Below are 18,292 nucleotides of genomic sequence, written 5' to 3'. Positions count from 1 at the left end.
AACTTATCTAAAAAACATCGTATAAAGAAGTAAAATGTGATAACTGAGAAAGAGACAGGGAACAAAAGGAATCCGGTCTCTTTCTTTTTTGAGAGCAAAGAAGAGAATGCCTAAGATGGATGCGATCTGGATGAGAATAAGGATCTTGGTAGAAGAAAAGGTCAGTGAGAAGGTGGCGAGTAAGAGAAAATCTCCCGCCCCCATTCCAATAAAGAAAAAGTGGGCACCGATCGCAAGGAGTAAAAAGACCAGCATGAGGAGATTACTACCGGATAAAAAGAGGACTAAGGTATGGAGACAACACCAGATGACCAAGGGGTATTCCATAAAGCGTAGGTCATAGATGGCTAAAACAGCAGATCCGAGTAACGTCAGAAGTTGAGGCAGAGAAAGAAAACCATTAGAACAGGCTAAGAAGATCAGGCCACTCCAGATCTCAAAAAGGCAGTACCAAAATGGGTAGGTCTGATGACAATAGCGACAGCGAAAGCGATGCAGTAGTTGTGAGAGAATGGGGATGAGATCCCAAACTCCAAGGACGTGCTGGCAGTGATCGCAATGACTGCGAGGAGCGAGAATGGATTGGTTTGGGAAGCGATCGACCACTAGTCCCAAAAAAGAGGCGAAACAAGTACCGATGGTAAAAAAATAAAAGTTGATCATACTTATTTATTCGTAAACAAATCGAAAAATGTCATCATCTACTTGAAAATCTTGTAAAGCCTTTCTAAATTTGATACAATAATGAACATGAAAAACCTGTATGATGTTCAACAATTTTTAAAACGTTTTGGAATCATCATTTATGTGGGGAAGCGCCTCTATGACATCGAATTGATGAAAATTGAGCTTCAACGTCTTTATGATGCAGGCTTGATGGAGCGGCTCGATTATTTAGAAGCCGATACCGTTTTAAGAAGAGAGCACAAGCAAGAATTAGAATTTTTGAAAAAGAGTGAGGTAGAGTGATGGGAAATATCATTTTTTGGTTGGTTGTTTTAGGAGTAGTTGGATGGATGGCCTTTAATTATTTCCGCATCCGTAAAGCTGCTAAATTTGTGGATAATGCTACTTTTGAAGAGTTGATTCGTAAGGGGCAGTTGATTGACTTGCGAGAGCCAGCTGAGTTTCATGACAAGCATATTTTAGGAGCACGCAACATTCCTTCTACTCAGTTGAAGTTGAGTCTTGCAGCCTTGCGCAAAGATAAACCAATTTTGCTCTATGAAAATAGCCGTAGTTCGCGTGTAACCAATGCGGCTCTCTATCTTAAGAAGCAGGGCTATACAGACATTTATGTCTTGTCTTATGGTCTCGATTCTTGGAATGGGAAAGTGAAAAAAGACGCCTAATAAAAAGAGCTCTAACTGCACAATGTATGTGGTTAGAGCTTTTTTATCTCGTTTTTTCAAGGTAATCTTTGACCCATGTGAGCTCTACCTCATTCAAAGGTCGGCTTTCTCCAGGGGCTAACTGAGGATCCAAGGTGAAGGGGCCAAAAGACAAGCGTTTTAAGGTCATTACTTTGACCCCAATGGCTAAAAACATCTTTTTCACTTGGTGGTATTTTCCTTCTGAGATTCGGACCTGGGCCTTGCTGTAGCTGGGGGTACTTTCTAGAATGGTCAAGGAAGCCGGCTTGCAGATAGGACCGTCTGTGAATGAAATCCCATTCTGAAATTGCTCGATGTGGGCTGCGTAAAGCGAACCATTGACTTCTACCTCATAGACTTTCTCCACATGGTATTGAGGATGGAGCAGTTGAAAGCCTAAGGGACCATTATCTGTGAGGAGGAGCAGACCACTGGTATCGCGATCGAGGCGACCAAGTGGATAGAGGTCGAGGTACTCTTGCTGGGGGTCTACTAGCTCGATCACCGTTAGATGGTGGGCGTCTCTTTTGGCGGTCACGGCTCCAATTGGTTTATGGAGCATGTAGTAGTGGTGACGCGGTTCTTGAATGATTCGTTCTCCGATTTGAATCTGTTGGAGTCCAGGGTCGATGTTTTGGGATAGCTTTTGAGCTGGTAGGTGATCGACCAAGATTTGCCTTCGGGCCAAAAGTTGTTTGATGTCTTTACGAGCGTACTGATGGTCTGCCATCAATTGATCTAATCTCATGGGAGCCTCTTTTTCTGAAAGTCTAATAATCAGTGTATCATGAAAAGAAAAGGAAATCGAGTCGGAGAAAAGAAATAAAGATGAAAACATTTACAACTAGCTGAACTGTGTTTTTTAGATAGGACTGTGGTATAATTGTTCAGTTAGAAATATTATTTAAATTTTATAGAGGAAATCATGACAAAATTAAGAGAAGATATTCGTAACGTTGCGATCATTGCCCACGTTGACCATGGTAAAACAACCTTGGTAGACGAATTGTTGAAACAATCGCACACCTTGGATGAACGTAAAGAATTGCAAGAACGTGCAATGGACTCAAACGATCTTGAAAAAGAACGTGGGATCACGATTCTTGCTAAAAATACAGCCGTTGCTTATAACGGAACTCGAATCAATATCATGGACACACCGGGACACGCGGACTTCGGTGGAGAAGTGGAACGGATCATGAAAATGGTTGACGGAGTTGTATTGGTCGTTGATGCCTACGAAGGAACCATGCCTCAGACGCGTTTCGTATTGAAAAAAGCCTTGGAACAAGATCTTGTTCCGATCGTTGTAGTCAACAAAATCGATAAACCATCTGCTCGTCCAGAAGAAGTTGTAGACGAAGTTCTTGAACTCTTCATCGAATTGGGTGCGGATGATGACCAATTGGAATTCCCGGTTGTTTATGCATCAGCGATTAACGGAACATCTTCACTTTCAGACGATCCAGCTGATCAAGAGCACACAATGGCACCGATCTTTGATACTATCATTGATCACATCCCAGCTCCAGTTGATAACTCAGATGAGCCTCTTCAATTCCAAGTATCCCTGCTTGATTACAACGACTTCGTTGGACGTATCGGTATCGGACGTGTCTTCCGTGGTACTGTAAAAGTTGGGGACCAAGTAACCCTTTCTAAATTGGATGGAACGACTAAGAACTTCCGTGTTACCAAACTCTTTGGTTTCTTTGGTTTAGAACGTCGTGAGATTCAAGAAGCTAAAGCGGGTGACTTGATTGCTATCTCTGGTATGGAAGATATCTTCGTTGGAGAAACCATCACACCGACAGACGCAGTTGAAGCTCTTCCAATCCTTCACATCGATGAACCGACGCTTCAAATGACCTTCTTGGTTAACAACTCACCATTTGCTGGTCGCGAAGGAAAATGGGTAACCTCTCGTAAAGTTGAAGAACGCTTGCAAGCGGAATTGCAAACAGACGTCTCTCTTCGTGTTGACCCAACTGATTCACCTGATAAATGGACCGTTTCAGGACGTGGGGAATTGCACTTGTCTATCTTGATCGAAACCATGCGTCGTGAAGGATACGAATTGCAAGTATCTCGTCCAGAAGTTATCATCAAAGAAATTGATGGTGTCAAATGCGAACCGTTTGAACGCGTGCAAATTGATACACCAGAAGAATACCAAGGATCTGTTATCCAAAGTCTTTCTGAACGTAAAGGTGAAATGTTGGATATGATCTCAACTGGTAACGGTCAAACTCGTTTGGTCTTCCTTGTTCCAGCGCGTGGTTTGATTGGATACTCAACAGAGTTCTTGTCAATGACACGTGGTTACGGAATCATGAACCACACCTTTGACCAATACTTGCCAGTGATTCCAGGAGAAATTGGTGGACGTCACCGTGGTGCTCTTGTTTCCATCGATAACGGAAAAGCAACAACCTACTCGATCATGTCTATTGAAGAACGTGGTACGATCTTTGTCAATCCAGGTACAGAAGTTTACGAAGGAATGATCATTGGGGAAAACTCTCGTGAGAACGACTTGACTGTCAACATTACGAAAGCAAAACAAATGACCAACGTTCGTTCAGCTACCAAGGACCAAACAGCGGTTATCAAGACTCCTCGTATCTTAACTTTGGAAGAATCTCTTGAGTTCTTGAACGACGATGAGTACATGGAAGTAACACCTGAATCTATCCGTTTGCGTAAACAGATCTTGAACAAAGCAGAACGCGAAAAAGCAAATAAAAAGAAAAAATCAGCAGCTGCTGAATAATACGAAAAGAAAGGAGAAACAAAATGGTCTATTTTATCTTAGGGATTTTGATTCTCCTTTTTTACCTTTTTATGACCCCAAAGAGTATTCGTGGTACCTTAAACAGTGTCACAATGGTGGTCTTAATCGTCTCCATTATCGTACTGACTTGTCTCGCCATTTTTCAGATATTCCAACTACCGTCTGAGTTTTTTGTCGGTGCCTTTCTTGCCTTTGTTGGCTACCTGGCTTTGGTGGATATTTCCAAAATGACGACCAAACAGAAAAAATAAACGCTGACGTGATTTTTAAAGCCCTTTGGGCTTTTTAATTTTGCTAAAAAAAGGTAAAATAGAGAGTGATAAAAATGGAGCGAAGAAATCATGAAATTTGTGAAACAATTTGAAAATAAAAAGGTTCTTGTATTAGGTTTGGCTAAGTCAGGCGAGTCAGCTGCCCGTTTGTTGGATCGCTTAGGAGCGATTGTGACCGTCAATGATGGCAAACCTTTTGAAGAAAATCCAGCAGCACAAAGTTTACTGGAAGAAGGGATTAAAGTCGTGACAGGAGGCCACCCTCTGGAATTGTTGGATGAAGACTTTGCGGTCATGGTCAAAAATCCAGGAATCCCTTATTCGAACCCGATGGTTGAAAAAGCGCTTGAAAAGGGTATTCCAGTCCTCACTGAAGTGGAATTGGCCTATCTGATTTCGGATGCGCCAATTATTGGGATTACAGGATCAAACGGAAAAACGACGACAACAACCATGATCGGGGAAGTCTTGACAGCTGCCGGTCAAGGTGGTCTATTGTCTGGGAATATCGGTTTTCCAGCTAGTCAAGTTGCACAAACAGCAACAGAAAAGGATGTTCTGGTCATGGAATTGTCTTCTTTCCAATTGATGGGAATTGAAGCTTTCCATCCAGAGATTGCAGTGATTACCAACCTCATGCCAACCCATATCGACTATCATGGTTCTTTTGAAAATTATGTAGCTGCCAAATGGAATCTTCAAAAGAATATGACAGAAAAAGATGTCATTGTCTTGAACTTCAACCAAGACCTGGCCAAGGAACTGGCTACAAAAACCAAGGCAAGGGTCCTTCCATTTTCAACGGTCGAAAAAGTGGATGGGGCTTATTTGGAAGATGGACTTCTCAAGTTTAAGGGAGAAGCTGTCATGCGTGCAGTTGAACTGGGCGTTCCAGGTAGTCACAATGTAGAGAATGCCTTGGCAACGATTGCTGTTGCAAAAGTCCAAGGTGTGGAGAATGAGGTCATTAAAGAAACCTTGTCGGCCTTTGGAGGAGTGAAACACCGTCTTCAATATGTGGATGAAATTCAAGGTGTCAAATTCTACAATGACAGTAAATCGACCAATATTCTAGCAACACAAAAAGCTCTTTCTGGTTTTGATAACAGCAAGGTGATCTTGATTGCAGGGGGGCTCGATCGTGGCAATGAATTTGATGAATTGGTACCTCACATTACTGGTTTAAAGGAAATAGTGATTCTAGGGGAATCAGCTCCTCGAGTGAAACGCGCAGCCGATAAAGCAGGCGTCCCTTATGTCGATGCGGCAGATGTAGCGGATGCTACAAAGAAAGCTTTCGACTTGGCTAGCCCTGGAGATGTTGTACTACTAAGTCCTGCTAATGCCAGCTGGGATATGTATCCGAATTTTGAAGTGCGTGGGGATGAATTTCTTGCTACAGTAAAAGGGTTGAAATAAGATGAAAAAAATAATGTTTACTGGTGGGGGAACCGTGGGACATGTGACCCTTAATCTCCTCTTGATTCCAAAATTTATCGAAGATGGATGGGAAGTCCATTATATTGGGGACAAAAAAGGAATCGAATACCAAGAGATCAAAAAGTCTGGCTTAGACGTGCGCTTCCATTCAATTGCAACGGGGAAATTGCGCCGCTATTTCTCTTTCCAAAATATGATGGATGTGTTCAAGGTGGCTTGGGGAACGCTCCAGTCCATTGCAATCCTGCTTCGTGTGCGTCCACAAGTTCTCTTCTCAAAAGGGGGATTTGTCTCTGTGCCACCAGTGATCGCAGCTAGACTCACGCGTGTCCCTGTCTATATCCATGAGTCGGATCTCTCGATGGGATTGGCCAATAAAATTGCTTATAAATTCGCTACCAAGATGTACACGACTTTTGAGCAAGCTCATGGTTTAACAAAGAGTGCGCATATCGGTGCGGTAACCAAGGTTACAGATCATATTCCGACAACTTCTGAAGAACTAGAAGAAAAAACAAAAGGTTTCCGAAAAGACTTGCCGACCCTTCTCTTTGTCGGAGGATCTGCTGGTGCGCGTGTCTTTAATGAATTTGTGACAGAGAACAAAGCAGAGCTCTTGCAGCACTACAATATCATCAATTTGACGGGTGATTCAACTTTGAATCAGGCTGAGGGTGGCTTGTATCGAGTGGATTATGTAACCGATCAGTATTTGCCCATGCTCCAGAAGGCTGATTTAGTGGTGACTAGAGGTGGGGCCAATACCTTATTTGAACTCTTGGCCATGAACAAACTCCATTTGATTGTACCGCTAGGAAAAGAAGCCAGCCGTGGCGATCAGATTGAAAATGCCCAATATTTTGTGGATAAAGGTTACGCAGAGCAATTGCAGGAAGATCAATTGACCCTCGAAACCTTTAATGAAACCATTCAAGAAATGTTGAAGCAAAGTCAAGTCTACCACCAAGCAATGGAAAAATCGACAGAACTCCTTTCACTAGACGATTTTTATGGCCTGCTTCAAAAAGATATCAGTAAGGGAAAAGATGACGGACGACAATAAAAAAACGCCAACGGATGACAAAATTACAGAATTGTCAGCCTGGCAAAAAAGAAACAAAGAATATTTAGAAAAAAAAGCGCTTGAAAAAGCGGAAGAAGCTGAAACAGAGGAAACTGAAAGCGAAGAAGCAAAAGAAGACGAAGACCTTTCAGAAAAAGAGACAGCTTCCGTCTCAGAGGAAGAATCTGAAGAAATAGAAGAGTCTGAAGAGGAAGATGAATCTGAGGCCGAAGAGGATCCAGATGCGGATGGAGAAAGTTCAGAAGGAGAAGAAGTTGATCCGGCTAAAGAGGAGCTAGATCCTTCAGAGAAACAAGAGAAAAAGCCTTCATTTTTTAAAGGCTTGAAGACGAAAAAACCAAAGAAGGAACCGACAGTGGCAAAACGCCACATCTATCGTGCCCTTCCGGTTATCGGAATCAGCTCGATTGTCGCCCTTCTCTCGATCTACTTTTTAAGCCCCTTATCCACACAGAAAGTGATTGAATTTTCAGGGAACAAGGCGGTTGACCAGCAACTCTTGTATGAAAAAAGTCGCATCAAAGAAGAAGATTATACTCTGACGACTTTCCTTCATAAATCGGTCTATGAACAAAATATGAAAACGGCTAGTCCATGGATCAAAGAGGTTCACATGCATTATCAATTCCCGGTGACTTTTAAAGTCAATATCGTGGAACACAAAGTGGTTGCCTATTATGTGACCGGAGAAGACCACTATCCAGTATTGGAAAATGGAGAAGTAGTGGAGACAGTAACTCCAGCTTCGGAATTGCCGTCCTCCTATATTAGCTTGAAATTCTCAGATCGAGAATTGGTTAGACAATTTGTCCAAGAAATGAAGTCTATTTCTTCTTCCATTACGGATAAAATTGTTTCGGTTGATCTGACACCAAGCAAGGTCACCAAGGATCTGGTGACCATCACCATGAAAAACGATAATAAAATCTTGGTGCCTGTTTCCCAAATTACCCGCAAGCTTCCTTACTATAAAGCTATCAGCAAGCAATTAGACGATGATTCGACTATCGATATGGAGGCTGGAGTCTTCAGCTATAGTGAACAATCCATTGCAGATGCCAAAGAGCAAGCTGAAAAAGAAAAGGCTGAAAGTACAGAAAAGCAAGAAGAACATTCTGAGGAAGCAAGCCAAGAACAGAATCAAGAACAGAATCCAGAAGGAGAGAATTCTTCTGGAAATGAGTAAAGCCCATAAATTATCTCAAATAATTGAAGAAAAAATGTCCATTTTAGGCTTCTTTGTGATATAATGAAGTTTGGATAGTTCCAACTAAAAGGGCTATAAATAGATGTAAAGTGAAAACAAATAAAGAGAGAGGACTGGTGTAATGGCTAGAGACGGCTTTTTTACAGGTTTAGATATCGGTACTAGTTCAATAAAAGTATTGGTGGCAGAACATGTCAATGGAGAAATGAATGTAATTGGAGTCAGCAATGCAAAAAGTGCTGGCGTCAAAGATGGAATTATAGTAGATATCGAAGCTGCTTCAAATGCAATTAAAAATGCAATCAGCCAAGCTGAAGAAAAAGCAGGGATTTCAATCAATCTAGTCAATGTTGGGTTGCCTGCAAACTTACTACAAATCGAAGCAACTCAAGGAATGATTCCAGTCACAAGTGATTCAAAAGAAATCACAGATGCAGATGTTGAAAATGTTGTCAAATCTGCACTCACAAAAAGCATGACACCGGATCGTGAAGTAATCACCTTCATTCCTGAGGAATTCACGGTTGATGGTTTCCAAGGAATCCGCGATCCACGCGGAATGATGGGGATCCGACTTGAAATGCGTGGCCTTCTTTATACAGGACCTCGTACAATCTTGCACAATTTGCGTAAAACAGTCGAACGTGCAGGCTTACAAGTTGAGAACATCATCATTTCACCGCTTGCGATGATCAAAACAGTCTTGAATGAAGGCGAACGTGAATTCGGAGCAACGGTGATCGATATGGGTGGTGGCCAAACAACGGTGGCATCTGTTCGTAGCCAAGAACTTCAATTTACAAATATCTACCAAGAAGGTGGCGATTATGTTACCAAAGATATTTCTAAAGTATTGAAAACTTCTCAAAAATTGGCAGAAGGCTTGAAGTTCAACTATGGTGAAGCCTATGTGCCGTCTGCTGGAAACGAAGTTTTCCATGTAGAAGTCATCGGTGAAGTAGAGCCAGTTGAAGTGACTGAGAAGTACTTAGCTGAAATCATTTCAGCACGTATCAAACACATCTTTGAGCAAATCAAACAAGACCTTGAGAGAAGACATCTGTTGGATCTTCCTGGTGGTATTGTGATTATCGGTGGAGGAGCGATCCTTCCTGGTGTTGAAGAATTGGCTCAAGAAGTCTTTGGTGTAAATGTGAAATTGTTTGTTCCAAATCAAATTGGAATTCGCAATCCAGCTTTTGCCCATGTAATTAGCTTGTCTGAATATGCAGGCAATTTGACAGATGTGGATATTATTGCTCAGGCTGCGGTTCATGGAGACGAAGTCTTGCGTCAACAACCGATTCAATTTGACCGTCCAGTTCAACCACAAGTACAACCACAACCTGCTGCTCCAGCACAACCGGTAGTACCTGCATACAATGCTGAGAAGATTGAATCTCCAGTGGATGCTCAAGAAATTCCAGCAGCAAGCAATGATAGCAAACAAGAACCAAAAACTACATTCACAGACCGAATGAAAAATTTGATCGGTAATATGTTTGATTAAGGAGTGTAAGTATTTATGACATTTTCATTTGACACAGCAGCGGCACAAGGTGCAGTAATTAAAGTAATCGGTGTCGGTGGCGGTGGCGGTAACGCCATCAATCGTATGATTGACGAAGGCGTTGCCGGTGTAGAATTCATCGCAGCTAATACAGATGTTCAAGCACTTTCAAGTGCAAAAGCTGAAACAGTTATCCAATTGGGTCCAAAATTGACTCGTGGATTGGGTGCTGGAGGTCAACCTGAAGTTGGTCGTAAGGCAGCTGAAGAAAGCGAAGAAGTGTTAACAGAAGCGTTGCAAGGTGCAGACATGGTCTTCATCACTGCAGGGATGGGTGGAGGATCTGGTACAGGTGCTGCACCAGTCATCGCTCGTATTGCTAAAGCTGTAGGTGCTTTGACAGTAGCCGTTGTGACTCGTCCATTCGGGTTTGAAGGTTCAAAACGTGGCAACTTCGCTATTGAAGGGATCAACGAACTTCGCGAACATGTAGATACATTGTTGATTATTTCTAATAACAACTTGCTTGAAATTGTAGACAAGAAGACACCGCTTCTTGAAGCTTTGAGTGAAGCAGATAACGTTCTTCGTCAAGGTGTTCAAGGGATCACTGACTTGATCACAAGTCCTGGATTGATCAACCTTGACTTTGCAGACGTGAAGACTGTTATGGAAAACAAGGGGAATGCCCTCATGGGTATTGGTGTTGGTAGCGGTGAAGAACGCGTTATCGAAGCGGCTCGTAAAGCCATTTACTCTCCACTTCTTGAAACTACAATTGATGGTGCAGAAGACGTGATCGTCAACGTAACAGGTGGTTTGGATATGACATTGATCGAAGCTGAAGAAGCTTCAGAAATTGTGAACCAAGCTGCAGGTCACGGAGTGAACATCTGGTTGGGTACATCTATTGATGAATCTCTTAAAGATGAAATCCGCGTGACGGTTGTTGCAACTGGTGTCCGTCAAGACAAGGTAGAACGCGTTAGCGGCATTGCTTCCTCACAACGTCCTTATAAAACAGGACCACGTGAACAACGCCCACAAGCTGCGCCATTTGACCGTGAATTTGATTTGAAACAAGATGTTGAATTGCCAACAACTCCAAGTCGTCCAGCGGTAGAACCAAACCGTGGCTCAGCCTTTGGTGATTGGGATATTCGTCGTGAGAATATCGTTCGCCAAACTGAACCAACATCAACACATCAAGTTGATCGTTACGTAGATTCATCTTCAGATGATGATGAATTGGAAACACCACCATTCTTCCGGAATCGTTAATCATGAATCTGGTAGAGAATGCTGATCTTGTTCGGCAACAAGTAGAAACAGCAAGAAACAAAGCTAACCGTCAAGATCAAGTTAATGTGATAGCTGTCACCAAGTATGTGGATGTTGCTACAACAGAAGCACTGGTGAAAACAGGTATCCAACATATCGGTGAAAATCGTGTTGATAAATTCCTAGAAAAGTATCAAGCTCTAAAAGAGTATGATCTCACTTGGCACTTGATTGGGAGCCTCCAACGGCGGAAAGTAAAAGACGTGATCAATCTCGTCGATTACTTTCATGCCTTGGATTCGGTGAAGCTGGCTCAAGAAATTCAAAAGCGAGCAGAACACCCGATCAAGTGTTTCCTCCAAGTGAACATTTCTGGAGAAGAAAGTAAGCATGGATTTGCACCCGATGAACTGGGTGATTTTTTAGCGGAAATCGCACAGCTGGACAAAATTGAAATTGTTGGTTTAATGACGATGGCTCCTTTTGAGGCTAGTCAAGAAGAGTTGCAGGATATTTTTTCAAAAACTCACCAACTTCAGAAACAACTAGAAAAGAAACAATTAAAAAATATGCCTTTTTCAGAACTAAGTATGGGTATGAGTCGTGACTTTGAAGTAGCCATTGCGAACGGAGCGACTTATGTTAGAATTGGGACATCATTTTTTAAATAGGAAAGAACTATGTCATTAAAAGATAAATTTAACAACTTTATTGACTACTTCACAGAAGACGGTGAAGAAGTAGAAGTTCGCGAGGCAAAAGCAGCTGGGGCGGAAACACAACCAGTTCCACAGCCACAGCCGACTCCTCAAGTGACTTCTCCACGTCCACAGATTAGTCAAAGAGAACCAGTAAAACCAAAACCGACTCCTGTCGCACCTGTTACGACTCCAGTGTCTACAGCGGCAGTGAAGGAACCTGTTTCAACAACGAAAAATACATCTGAAAATATTACTCGTTTGCATGAACGCCAACGTGAATTGGCTGCTAATCGTGCGAATACAGATGAAAAGATTACCATTGATGTACGCTATCCCCGCAAATACGAGGAAGCGACTGAAATTGTTGATCTATTACTATCTAATGAGAGTATCTTGATTGACTTCCAATATATGACAGAAGTACAAGCACGTCGTTGTTTAGATTATTTGGATGGGGCTCGTTATGTTTTAGCAGGAAATCTTCGTCGTGTTGCAAGTACCATGTACTTGTTGACTCCAATTAATGTAGTTGTTAACATTGAAGATATCCGCCTTCCAAATGATGTGGAAGTGACAGAATTTGACTATGATATGAAACGTAATCGTTAAGATGGTTATCTTTCAATACTTATCAAATATCATTCAAATCTATTCCATCATTCTTGTCATCTATGCCTTACTATCTTGGTTCCCTGGGGCACCTCAGAGTACTCTTGGACAAATGGTTCACCGCCTAGTTGAACCATTTTTGAGCCTTTTTAGAAAGTTACCATTACAGTTTGGGGGCTTGGATTTTACGGTTCTTGTAGCACTTTTGGTCTTGAACTTGATGAATCAGTTATTAGCCCGCTTGTTCCTACTTTTGATTGGGTAGAAAACGATGGGACAGACAGAGATTTACCAACATTTCAATCGCGAAGATCACGAATTCATTGATCGTTGTATTGAATTGTCTGAAAGAGTGGTGGAACGCTATTCTGTTGAGGTGACGGGCTTTTTAAACCCTCATCAGGTCACTATTTTACGAAATGTCGCGGCAAGCTACCAATTACAGGTCTTTGCTTCCAGCGATGAGCAGAAAATGGAGTATGCCAAGGTTATTGTTGCTCCAGATTATTACCAATTAGATCCAAGTGACTTTGATCTGGCCCTATTGGAAATGGTCTATGCTTCAAAATTTCATCACTTGACCCATTCCCAGGTACTGGGGACCATTGTTCACCAATTAGGTGTGGAACGCAAGTCCTTTGGAGATATTCTAACGAGTGATGGAAAGATCCAAGTATTTGTTGAACAGCGTTTTGTTCCCTATTTCATGGATCACATCCAGAAAATTTCTCGGGTACCTGTTAAGCTGAGGGAAGTTCCTCTCTCTGAACAAATGATCGTAGAGGAAGAAAGCCAGCAGCGAGATATTCTCGTGTCGAGTTATCGGTTAGATAAGGTGATTGCTGGGACCTTCAAGCTTTCACGCTCACAAGCTAGTCAGTTGATTAGTTCTGGTTTAGTGAAAGTTAACTATGCTACTACTTCCAATGTTAGCTATGCTGTAGGTCTGAATGATTTAGTCAGTGTCCGACGCTTTGGGCGTCTTAAAATTGTTTCTGAAAATGGTATTTCAAAGAGTGGAAAATATAAAATAACTGTTGAAGTACTCTTAAGTAAAAAATGAGGAGGAGTTATGGCTCTTACTGCTTTAGAAATTAAAGATAAAACTTTTGGCGTTAAATTTAGAGGGTATGATGCGAACGAAGTAGAAGAATTTCTAGATATCGTTGTTCGCGATTATGAAGATCTTGTTCGTTTAAATCATGATCAAGAAGCAAAAATTCAAGCTCTTGAAGAACGCTTAAACTATTTTGATGAAATGAAAGATTCATTGAGTCAATCTGTTTTGATTGCACAAGATACTGCGGAACGTGTCAAACAAGCCGCTAACGAACGTTCTGAAAATATTGTTCGTCAAGCTGAACAAGATGCACAGCACTTAGTAGATGAAGCAAAACAAAAAGCAAATGAAATCCTTCGTCATGCAACGGATAATGCCAAGAAGGTTGCCGTTGAAACAGAGGAATTGAAGAACAAGACACGCGTCTTCCATCAACGTTTGAAATCAACAATCGAAAGCCAATTGAGCATTATCGATACACCTGAATGGGATGAAATTCTTCGTCCAACAGCTATGTACATTCAAACAAGTGATGAAGCTTTCCGTGAAATTGTTGAGAAAGCTTTGGGTGAATCAGTTCACCATCATCATGCAGAAGATGATAACATTGATTTGACTCGTCAATTCTCTCCAGCTGAAATCGAAGAATTGCAAAAACGCATCGAAGCTGCTAATTTAGAATTGGGGGCAACACAAGCGTTTGAAGGTTTGAATGAAAAAGTTCAATCCGCTTTAGAAGAAGCAGAGCACGCTCGTCATGAAAATGAGGAAGTCGTTGAGGTTGAAGAAACTGTTCAACCAGAAGATGATGCAAATCGTGAATCTGTCAATATTTTATAATTTTGTAAAAACAGGTCCATTAATGATAGGTCTAGCGAGCAGATGATGGTGGAAGATCTGCACTCCCTCTTAATGGATGATCCTTTTACAGTATTCGTTCTGAACCCTTGAGTAAGAACGGACGTTTCCCTCGTTACGGGATGAGAGGAGAAGGTCGCTTGCGACTTCTCGAACAAAGGTGGTACCACGAGCAATCGTCCTTTTTAGGATGCTCGTGTTTTTTTTATAGCTTTTAAATCAATAAGGAGACACAATGAAACTCAAAGAAACATTGAATCTTGGGAAAACAGCTTTTCCAATGCGGGCTGGGCTTCCAACGAAAGAACCAGTTTGGCAAAAAGAATGGGAAGATGCAAAATTGTATCAACGCCGTCAAGAGTTGAATGTAGGAAAACCGCATTTTACCCTTCATGATGGCCCTCCCTATGCCAACGGAAATATTCACGTAGGGCATGCCATGAACAAGATCTCAAAAGATATCATTGTTCGTTCTAAGTCTATGTCAGGATTTTATGCCCCTTATATTCCAGGTTGGGATACCCATGGTTTGCCAATTGAGCAAGTCTTGGCTAAACAAGGTGTGAAACGCAAAGAAATGGACTTGGTTGAGTACTTGAAACTCTGCCGTGAATATGCGCTTTCTCAAGTAGATAAACAACGCGAAGACTTTAAACGCTTAGGTGTTTCAGGTGATTGGGATCATCCTTATGTAACCTTGACGCCTGACTATGAAGCAGCGCAAATTCGCGTCTTTGGTGAAATGGCCAATAAAGGCTATATCTACCGTGGAGCTAAGCCAGTCTACTGGTCTTGGTCTTCTGAATCAGCCCTCGCTGAAGCAGAGATTGAATACCATGATTTGGTATCAACGTCTCTTTATTATGCGAACAAGGTTAAAGATGGTAAGGGTATCCTAGATACAGACACTTACATCGTTGTCTGGACAACAACTCCATTTACGGTTACAGCTTCTCGTGGATTGACGGTAGGAGCAGAGTTTGATTATGTCGTAGTGAAGCCTGCTGGATCTGACCGCAAGTATGTCGTAGCATCTGAGCTCTTGCCAAGTCTTTCTGAAAAATTCGGTTGGGAAAATGCTGAAGTCCTTGCGACTTACCAAGGAAAAGAATTGAACCATATCGTTACAGAACACCCATGGGATCCTGAAGTGGATGAATTGGTGATCCTTGGTGAGCATGTAACCCTTGATTCAGGTACTGGTATCGTCCATACCGCTCCTGGTTTTGGTGAGGATGACTACAATGTAGGGATTGCCAATGGCCTCGAAGTTGCTGTTACTGTTAACGAACGAGGAATCATGATGGAGAATGCTGGCCCTGACTTTGCAGGTCAGTTCTATGACAAGGTTGTTCCAACGGTTATCGAAAAACTTGGTGATTTGCTCCTTGCTCAAGAAGAAATCTCTCACTCCTACCCATTTGACTGGCGGACGAAAAAACCAATCATCTGGCGTGCAGTTCCACAGTGGTTTGCCTCTGTATCAAAATTCCGTCAAGATATCTTGGACGAAATTGAAAAAGTGAAGTTCCACTCAGAATGGGGGAAAGTGCGTCTTTACAACATGATTCGTGACCGTGGTGACTGGGTTATCTCTCGTCAACGTGCCTGGGGTGTGCCTCTTCCAATCTTCTACGCAGAAGATGGAACACCAATCATGACAGCTGAAACCATCGAACATGTAGCGCAACTCTTTGAAGAGCATGGTTCCATCATCTGGTGGCAGCGTGAAGCGAAAGACCTCTTGCCAGAAGGATTTACGCATCCAGGTTCACCGAATGGCGAATTTACAAAAGAAACAGATATCATGGACGTCTGGTTTGACTCAGGTTCATCATGGAATGGGGTTGTGGTTAATCGTCCAGAACTCAAATATCCAGCTGATCTTTACCTTGAAGGTTCAGACCAATACCGTGGTTGGTTCAACTCATCTCTTATCACATCTGTGGCGAACCATGGTGTCGCACCATACAAACAAATCTTGTCTCAAGGTTTTGCCTTGGATGGTAAAGGTGAGAAGATGTCTAAATCTCTTGGAAATACCATTGCTCCAAGTGATGTTGAAAAGCAATTTGGTGCTGAAATCTTGCGTCTCTGGGTAACCAGTGTAGACTCAAGCAATGACGTGCGTATCTCAATGGATATCTTGAGCCAAGTGTCTGAGACTTACCGTAAGATCCGGAATACCCTTCGTTTCTTGATTGCCAATACTTCTGACTTTAATCCAGCTGAGGATACAGTTGCTTACGACGAGCTTCGTTCAGTTGACAAGTACATGACCATTCGCTTTAACCAGCTTGTCAAGACTATCCGTGACGCTTATGAAAACTTTGAGTTCTTGACGATCTACAAGGCGCTTGTTAACTTTATCAACGTTGACTTGTCAGCCTTCTACCTGGATTTTGCCAAGGATGTTGTTTACATCGAAGGAGCTAAATCTCTCGAACGCCGTCAAATGCAAACAGTCTTCTATGATATCCTTGTAAAAATCACGAAACTCTTGACTCCAATTCTTCCTCACACTGCTGAAGAAATCTGGTCTTATCTTGAGTTTGAAGCGGAAGACTTCGTTCAATTGTCAGAATTGCCAGAAGCAGAAACGTTTGCCAACCAAGAAGAAATCTTGGATACTTGGTCAGCCTTCATGGACTTCCGTGGTCAAGCTCAAAAAGCCTTGGAAGAAGCACGGAATGAAAAAGTGATTGGTAAATCACTTGAAGCTCACTTGACAGTTTATCCAAACGAAGTCGTGAAAACACTTCTTGGAGCTGTTGATAGCAATGTTGCTCAACTCTTGATTGTTTCTGAATTGACGATCGCAGAAGGACCAGCTCCAGAAGGTGCAGTGACCTTTGAAGATGTAGCCTTCACAGTTGAACGTGCAGCTGGTGAAGTTTGTGACCGTTGCCGTCGCATCGATCCAACAACGGCTGAACGCCACTACCACGCAACCATCTGTGATCACTGTGCAAGCATCGTCGAAGAGAACTTTGCGGACGCAGTCGCAGAAGGATTTGAAGCTAAATAAAAGCCATTAAAAGAAGTTCCATAAAGGAACTTCTTTTTTAATGGCTAAGATGGTGTAGAGGTTCATCCATTAAGGAAATAAAAAAAGTAAGACAAATTGGCCTTACTTTGTAATTGGAAAGGAAATTTCAATTAGTTTATCGGAGTAGAGGGTTTTAATAGCGGATTGGTCAATGATTTGAAGATCAATCTTACGTTTTAAAAAGAACTCACGAATTTTTTCTACTTCAGTTTCACGAATAGCTCGGTGTTTGTTACTGATCAATAATTCATAGTGTGTTGGGGCCTGTGTAAAAACGACGTCTGTATTGCCCGCGGAATAAACCTCGACAAGCAAGGCGTCAGTGCTGGCAAGTTGGCTTTTGACCAGTGCAGCATGACTATTTGTGGTATTAATGAGCTTCATATGAGTTCCTCCTAACCTCTATCTTCATTTATTATAGCACTTTTTTATTTTTTGTGAAAGAATTCCTTTATTTTTTGTGGGTATTTTTCCACTGTTCAATGCCCCATTTATGACTGCCACGTTTGAGTTTTTCAATTGCTTCATCTACAGGAAACCAAGCAAGATTGTTAAAATCTTCCAGTGGTTTTTGAGCTTCTGTATAGTCTACCACTTCATAAATATAGGCAGGATTGTAATAGTAGGTGTCGCGATGACTGGAATAGAAATATTCATCTGCTTGGCCATAGTATTGTCCTAAAACAGCGGTAAAACCTAATTCTTCGATCAGTTCCCGTTTCAGAGCTTGCAAGTGATCTTCACCTGCCTCGATTTCCCCGCCGGGCAAGAACCAGGCTCCATTAGGAGCTTGAACGAGGATGATCTGATCCTTGTCCTTATTGGGAATAACAGCGTAGACACCATAGCGATTGACGTAGGTCACATCTTGTTTTTTTTCACCAAAACTTGGAATGGTCATGGTTTTCTCTTTTCTTATTTTTTCATCATTATATCATATTTTTTAGCAAAAATCTGGAGGGAAAAAAGAAAGAGGATGGGACAAAAGTCCTAGCCTCTCAATTATTTTTGGATTGTCGAGCAAGACGCAGTGGTTGAGTGGGCTCTACTACGC

General features: G+C 42.0%; 19 protein-coding genes. 15 read left to right on the top strand and 4 right to left on the bottom strand.

Features of this window, described 5'->3' with window-relative positions:
* Nucleotides 1–3: 3 nt before the first annotated feature.
* Nucleotides 4–663: a prepilin peptidase gene (locus tag K1I56_RS08495; RefSeq protein WP_223325759.1), complete on the bottom strand. Its 660-nt coding sequence runs from the start codon at nt 661–663 to the stop codon at nt 4–6.
* A gap of 87 nt (nt 664–750) precedes the next feature.
* Here K1I56_RS08495 and K1I56_RS08490 point away from each other — a divergent pair, with 87 nt between their 5' ends.
* Both K1I56_RS08490 and K1I56_RS08485 read left to right on the top strand, forming a co-directional pair.
* Nucleotides 751–969, top strand: coding sequence for a YqgQ family protein (locus K1I56_RS08490; RefSeq protein WP_003017930.1), 219 nt, complete (start codon nt 751–753; stop codon nt 967–969).
* Complete coding sequence (locus K1I56_RS08485; protein WP_223325758.1) at nt 969–1,352, top strand: rhodanese-like domain-containing protein; 384 nt, start codon at nt 969–971, stop codon at nt 1,350–1,352. Before K1I56_RS08490 ends, K1I56_RS08485 begins: the two co-directional genes overlap by 1 nt.
* 43 nt (nt 1,353–1,395) lie before the next feature.
* On the opposite strand, the gene K1I56_RS08480 is transcribed toward K1I56_RS08485, so the two are convergent.
* Nucleotides 1,396–2,121 carry a 16S rRNA pseudouridine(516) synthase gene (locus K1I56_RS08480; RefSeq protein WP_155125256.1) on the bottom strand — a complete coding sequence of 242 codons (726 nt, stop codon included), beginning with the start codon at nt 2,119–2,121 and terminating at the stop codon, nt 1,396–1,398.
* Nucleotides 2,122–2,298: 177 nt separating this feature from the next.
* Here K1I56_RS08480 and typA point away from each other — a divergent pair, with 177 nt between their 5' ends.
* The 13 genes from typA (at nt 2,299) to ileS (ending at nt 17,217) form a co-directional block, all read left to right on the top strand.
* Complete coding sequence (typA, locus tag K1I56_RS08475; RefSeq protein ID WP_003017941.1) at nt 2,299–4,146, top strand: translational GTPase TypA; 1,848 nt, start codon at nt 2,299–2,301, stop codon at nt 4,144–4,146.
* A gap of 23 nt (nt 4,147–4,169) precedes the next feature.
* Complete coding sequence (locus K1I56_RS08470) at nt 4,170–4,418, top strand: DUF3165 family protein (protein ID WP_004219693.1); 249 nt, start codon at nt 4,170–4,172, stop codon at nt 4,416–4,418.
* Between the two features lie 90 nt (nt 4,419–4,508).
* Nucleotides 4,509–5,858, top strand: coding sequence for a UDP-N-acetylmuramoyl-L-alanine--D-glutamate ligase (gene murD, locus K1I56_RS08465; RefSeq protein ID WP_223325757.1), 1,350 nt, complete (start codon nt 4,509–4,511; stop codon nt 5,856–5,858).
* A 1-nt stretch (nt 5,859) separates the two neighbouring features.
* Nucleotides 5,860–6,942: a UDP-N-acetylglucosamine--N-acetylmuramyl-(pentapeptide) pyrophosphoryl-undecaprenol N-acetylglucosamine transferase gene (locus K1I56_RS08460; RefSeq protein ID WP_223325756.1), complete on the top strand. Its 1,083-nt coding sequence runs from the start codon at nt 5,860–5,862 to the stop codon at nt 6,940–6,942.
* Nucleotides 6,926–8,149, top strand: a complete 1,224-nt coding sequence (locus K1I56_RS08455) for a cell division protein FtsQ/DivIB (protein ID WP_223325755.1) — start codon at nt 6,926–6,928, stop codon at nt 8,147–8,149. Before K1I56_RS08460 ends, K1I56_RS08455 begins: the two co-directional genes overlap by 17 nt.
* Nucleotides 8,150–8,291: 142 nt before the next feature.
* Complete coding sequence (ftsA, locus tag K1I56_RS08450) at nt 8,292–9,680, top strand: cell division protein FtsA (RefSeq protein WP_003005953.1); 1,389 nt, start codon at nt 8,292–8,294, stop codon at nt 9,678–9,680.
* A gap of 15 nt (nt 9,681–9,695) precedes the next feature.
* The gene (gene ftsZ / locus K1I56_RS08445; protein ID WP_003005955.1) at nt 9,696–10,961 is read left to right on the top strand and encodes a cell division protein FtsZ; all 1,266 of its coding nucleotides are present in this window, start codon (nt 9,696–9,698) and stop codon (nt 10,959–10,961) included.
* A gap of 2 nt (nt 10,962–10,963) precedes the next feature.
* Nucleotides 10,964–11,632, top strand: a complete 669-nt coding sequence (locus tag K1I56_RS08440) for a YggS family pyridoxal phosphate-dependent enzyme (protein WP_070673759.1) — start codon at nt 10,964–10,966, stop codon at nt 11,630–11,632.
* 9 nt (nt 11,633–11,641) lie between these two features.
* Complete coding sequence (locus K1I56_RS08435) at nt 11,642–12,271, top strand: cell division protein SepF (RefSeq protein WP_003005962.1); 630 nt, start codon at nt 11,642–11,644, stop codon at nt 12,269–12,271.
* A gap of 1 nt (nt 12,272) precedes the next feature.
* Entirely contained in the window at nt 12,273–12,536 is a 264-nt protein-coding gene (locus tag K1I56_RS08430) for a YggT family protein (protein WP_003011858.1), read from the top strand.
* Nucleotides 12,537–12,542: 6 nt separating this feature from the next.
* Nucleotides 12,543–13,334, top strand: coding sequence for a YlmH family RNA-binding protein (locus K1I56_RS08425; RefSeq protein ID WP_214260087.1), 792 nt, complete (start codon nt 12,543–12,545; stop codon nt 13,332–13,334).
* A 9-nt stretch (nt 13,335–13,343) separates the two neighbouring features.
* On the top strand, nt 13,344–14,171 hold the full coding sequence (locus K1I56_RS08420) for a DivIVA domain-containing protein (RefSeq protein ID WP_021152770.1): 828 nt from the start codon (nt 13,344–13,346) through the stop codon (nt 14,169–14,171).
* 253 nt (nt 14,172–14,424) lie between these two features.
* Nucleotides 14,425–17,217 carry an isoleucine--tRNA ligase gene (gene ileS, locus K1I56_RS08415; RefSeq protein WP_223325754.1) on the top strand — a complete coding sequence of 931 codons (2,793 nt, stop codon included), beginning with the start codon at nt 14,425–14,427 and terminating at the stop codon, nt 17,215–17,217.
* Between the two features lie 102 nt (nt 17,218–17,319).
* Here ileS and K1I56_RS08410 read toward each other — a convergent pair whose 3' ends face one another.
* Together K1I56_RS08410 and K1I56_RS08405 are read right to left on the bottom strand one after the other, a co-directional pair.
* A complete protein-coding gene (locus tag K1I56_RS08410) occupies nt 17,320–17,622 on the bottom strand; it encodes a DUF1827 family protein (RefSeq protein WP_003012157.1) in 303 nt (100 codons plus the stop codon).
* 67 nt (nt 17,623–17,689) lie between these two features.
* Nucleotides 17,690–18,139: an NUDIX hydrolase gene (locus K1I56_RS08405; protein ID WP_070586411.1), complete on the bottom strand. Its 450-nt coding sequence runs from the start codon at nt 18,137–18,139 to the stop codon at nt 17,690–17,692.
* Nucleotides 18,140–18,292: the final 153 nt, after the last annotated feature.

This window comes from Streptococcus parasanguinis (assembly GCF_019929185.1).
Taxonomy (GTDB): Bacteria; Bacillota; Bacilli; order Lactobacillales; family Streptococcaceae; genus Streptococcus; species Streptococcus parasanguinis_O.
This window is presented reverse-complemented; position numbering and strand designations above follow the sequence as displayed.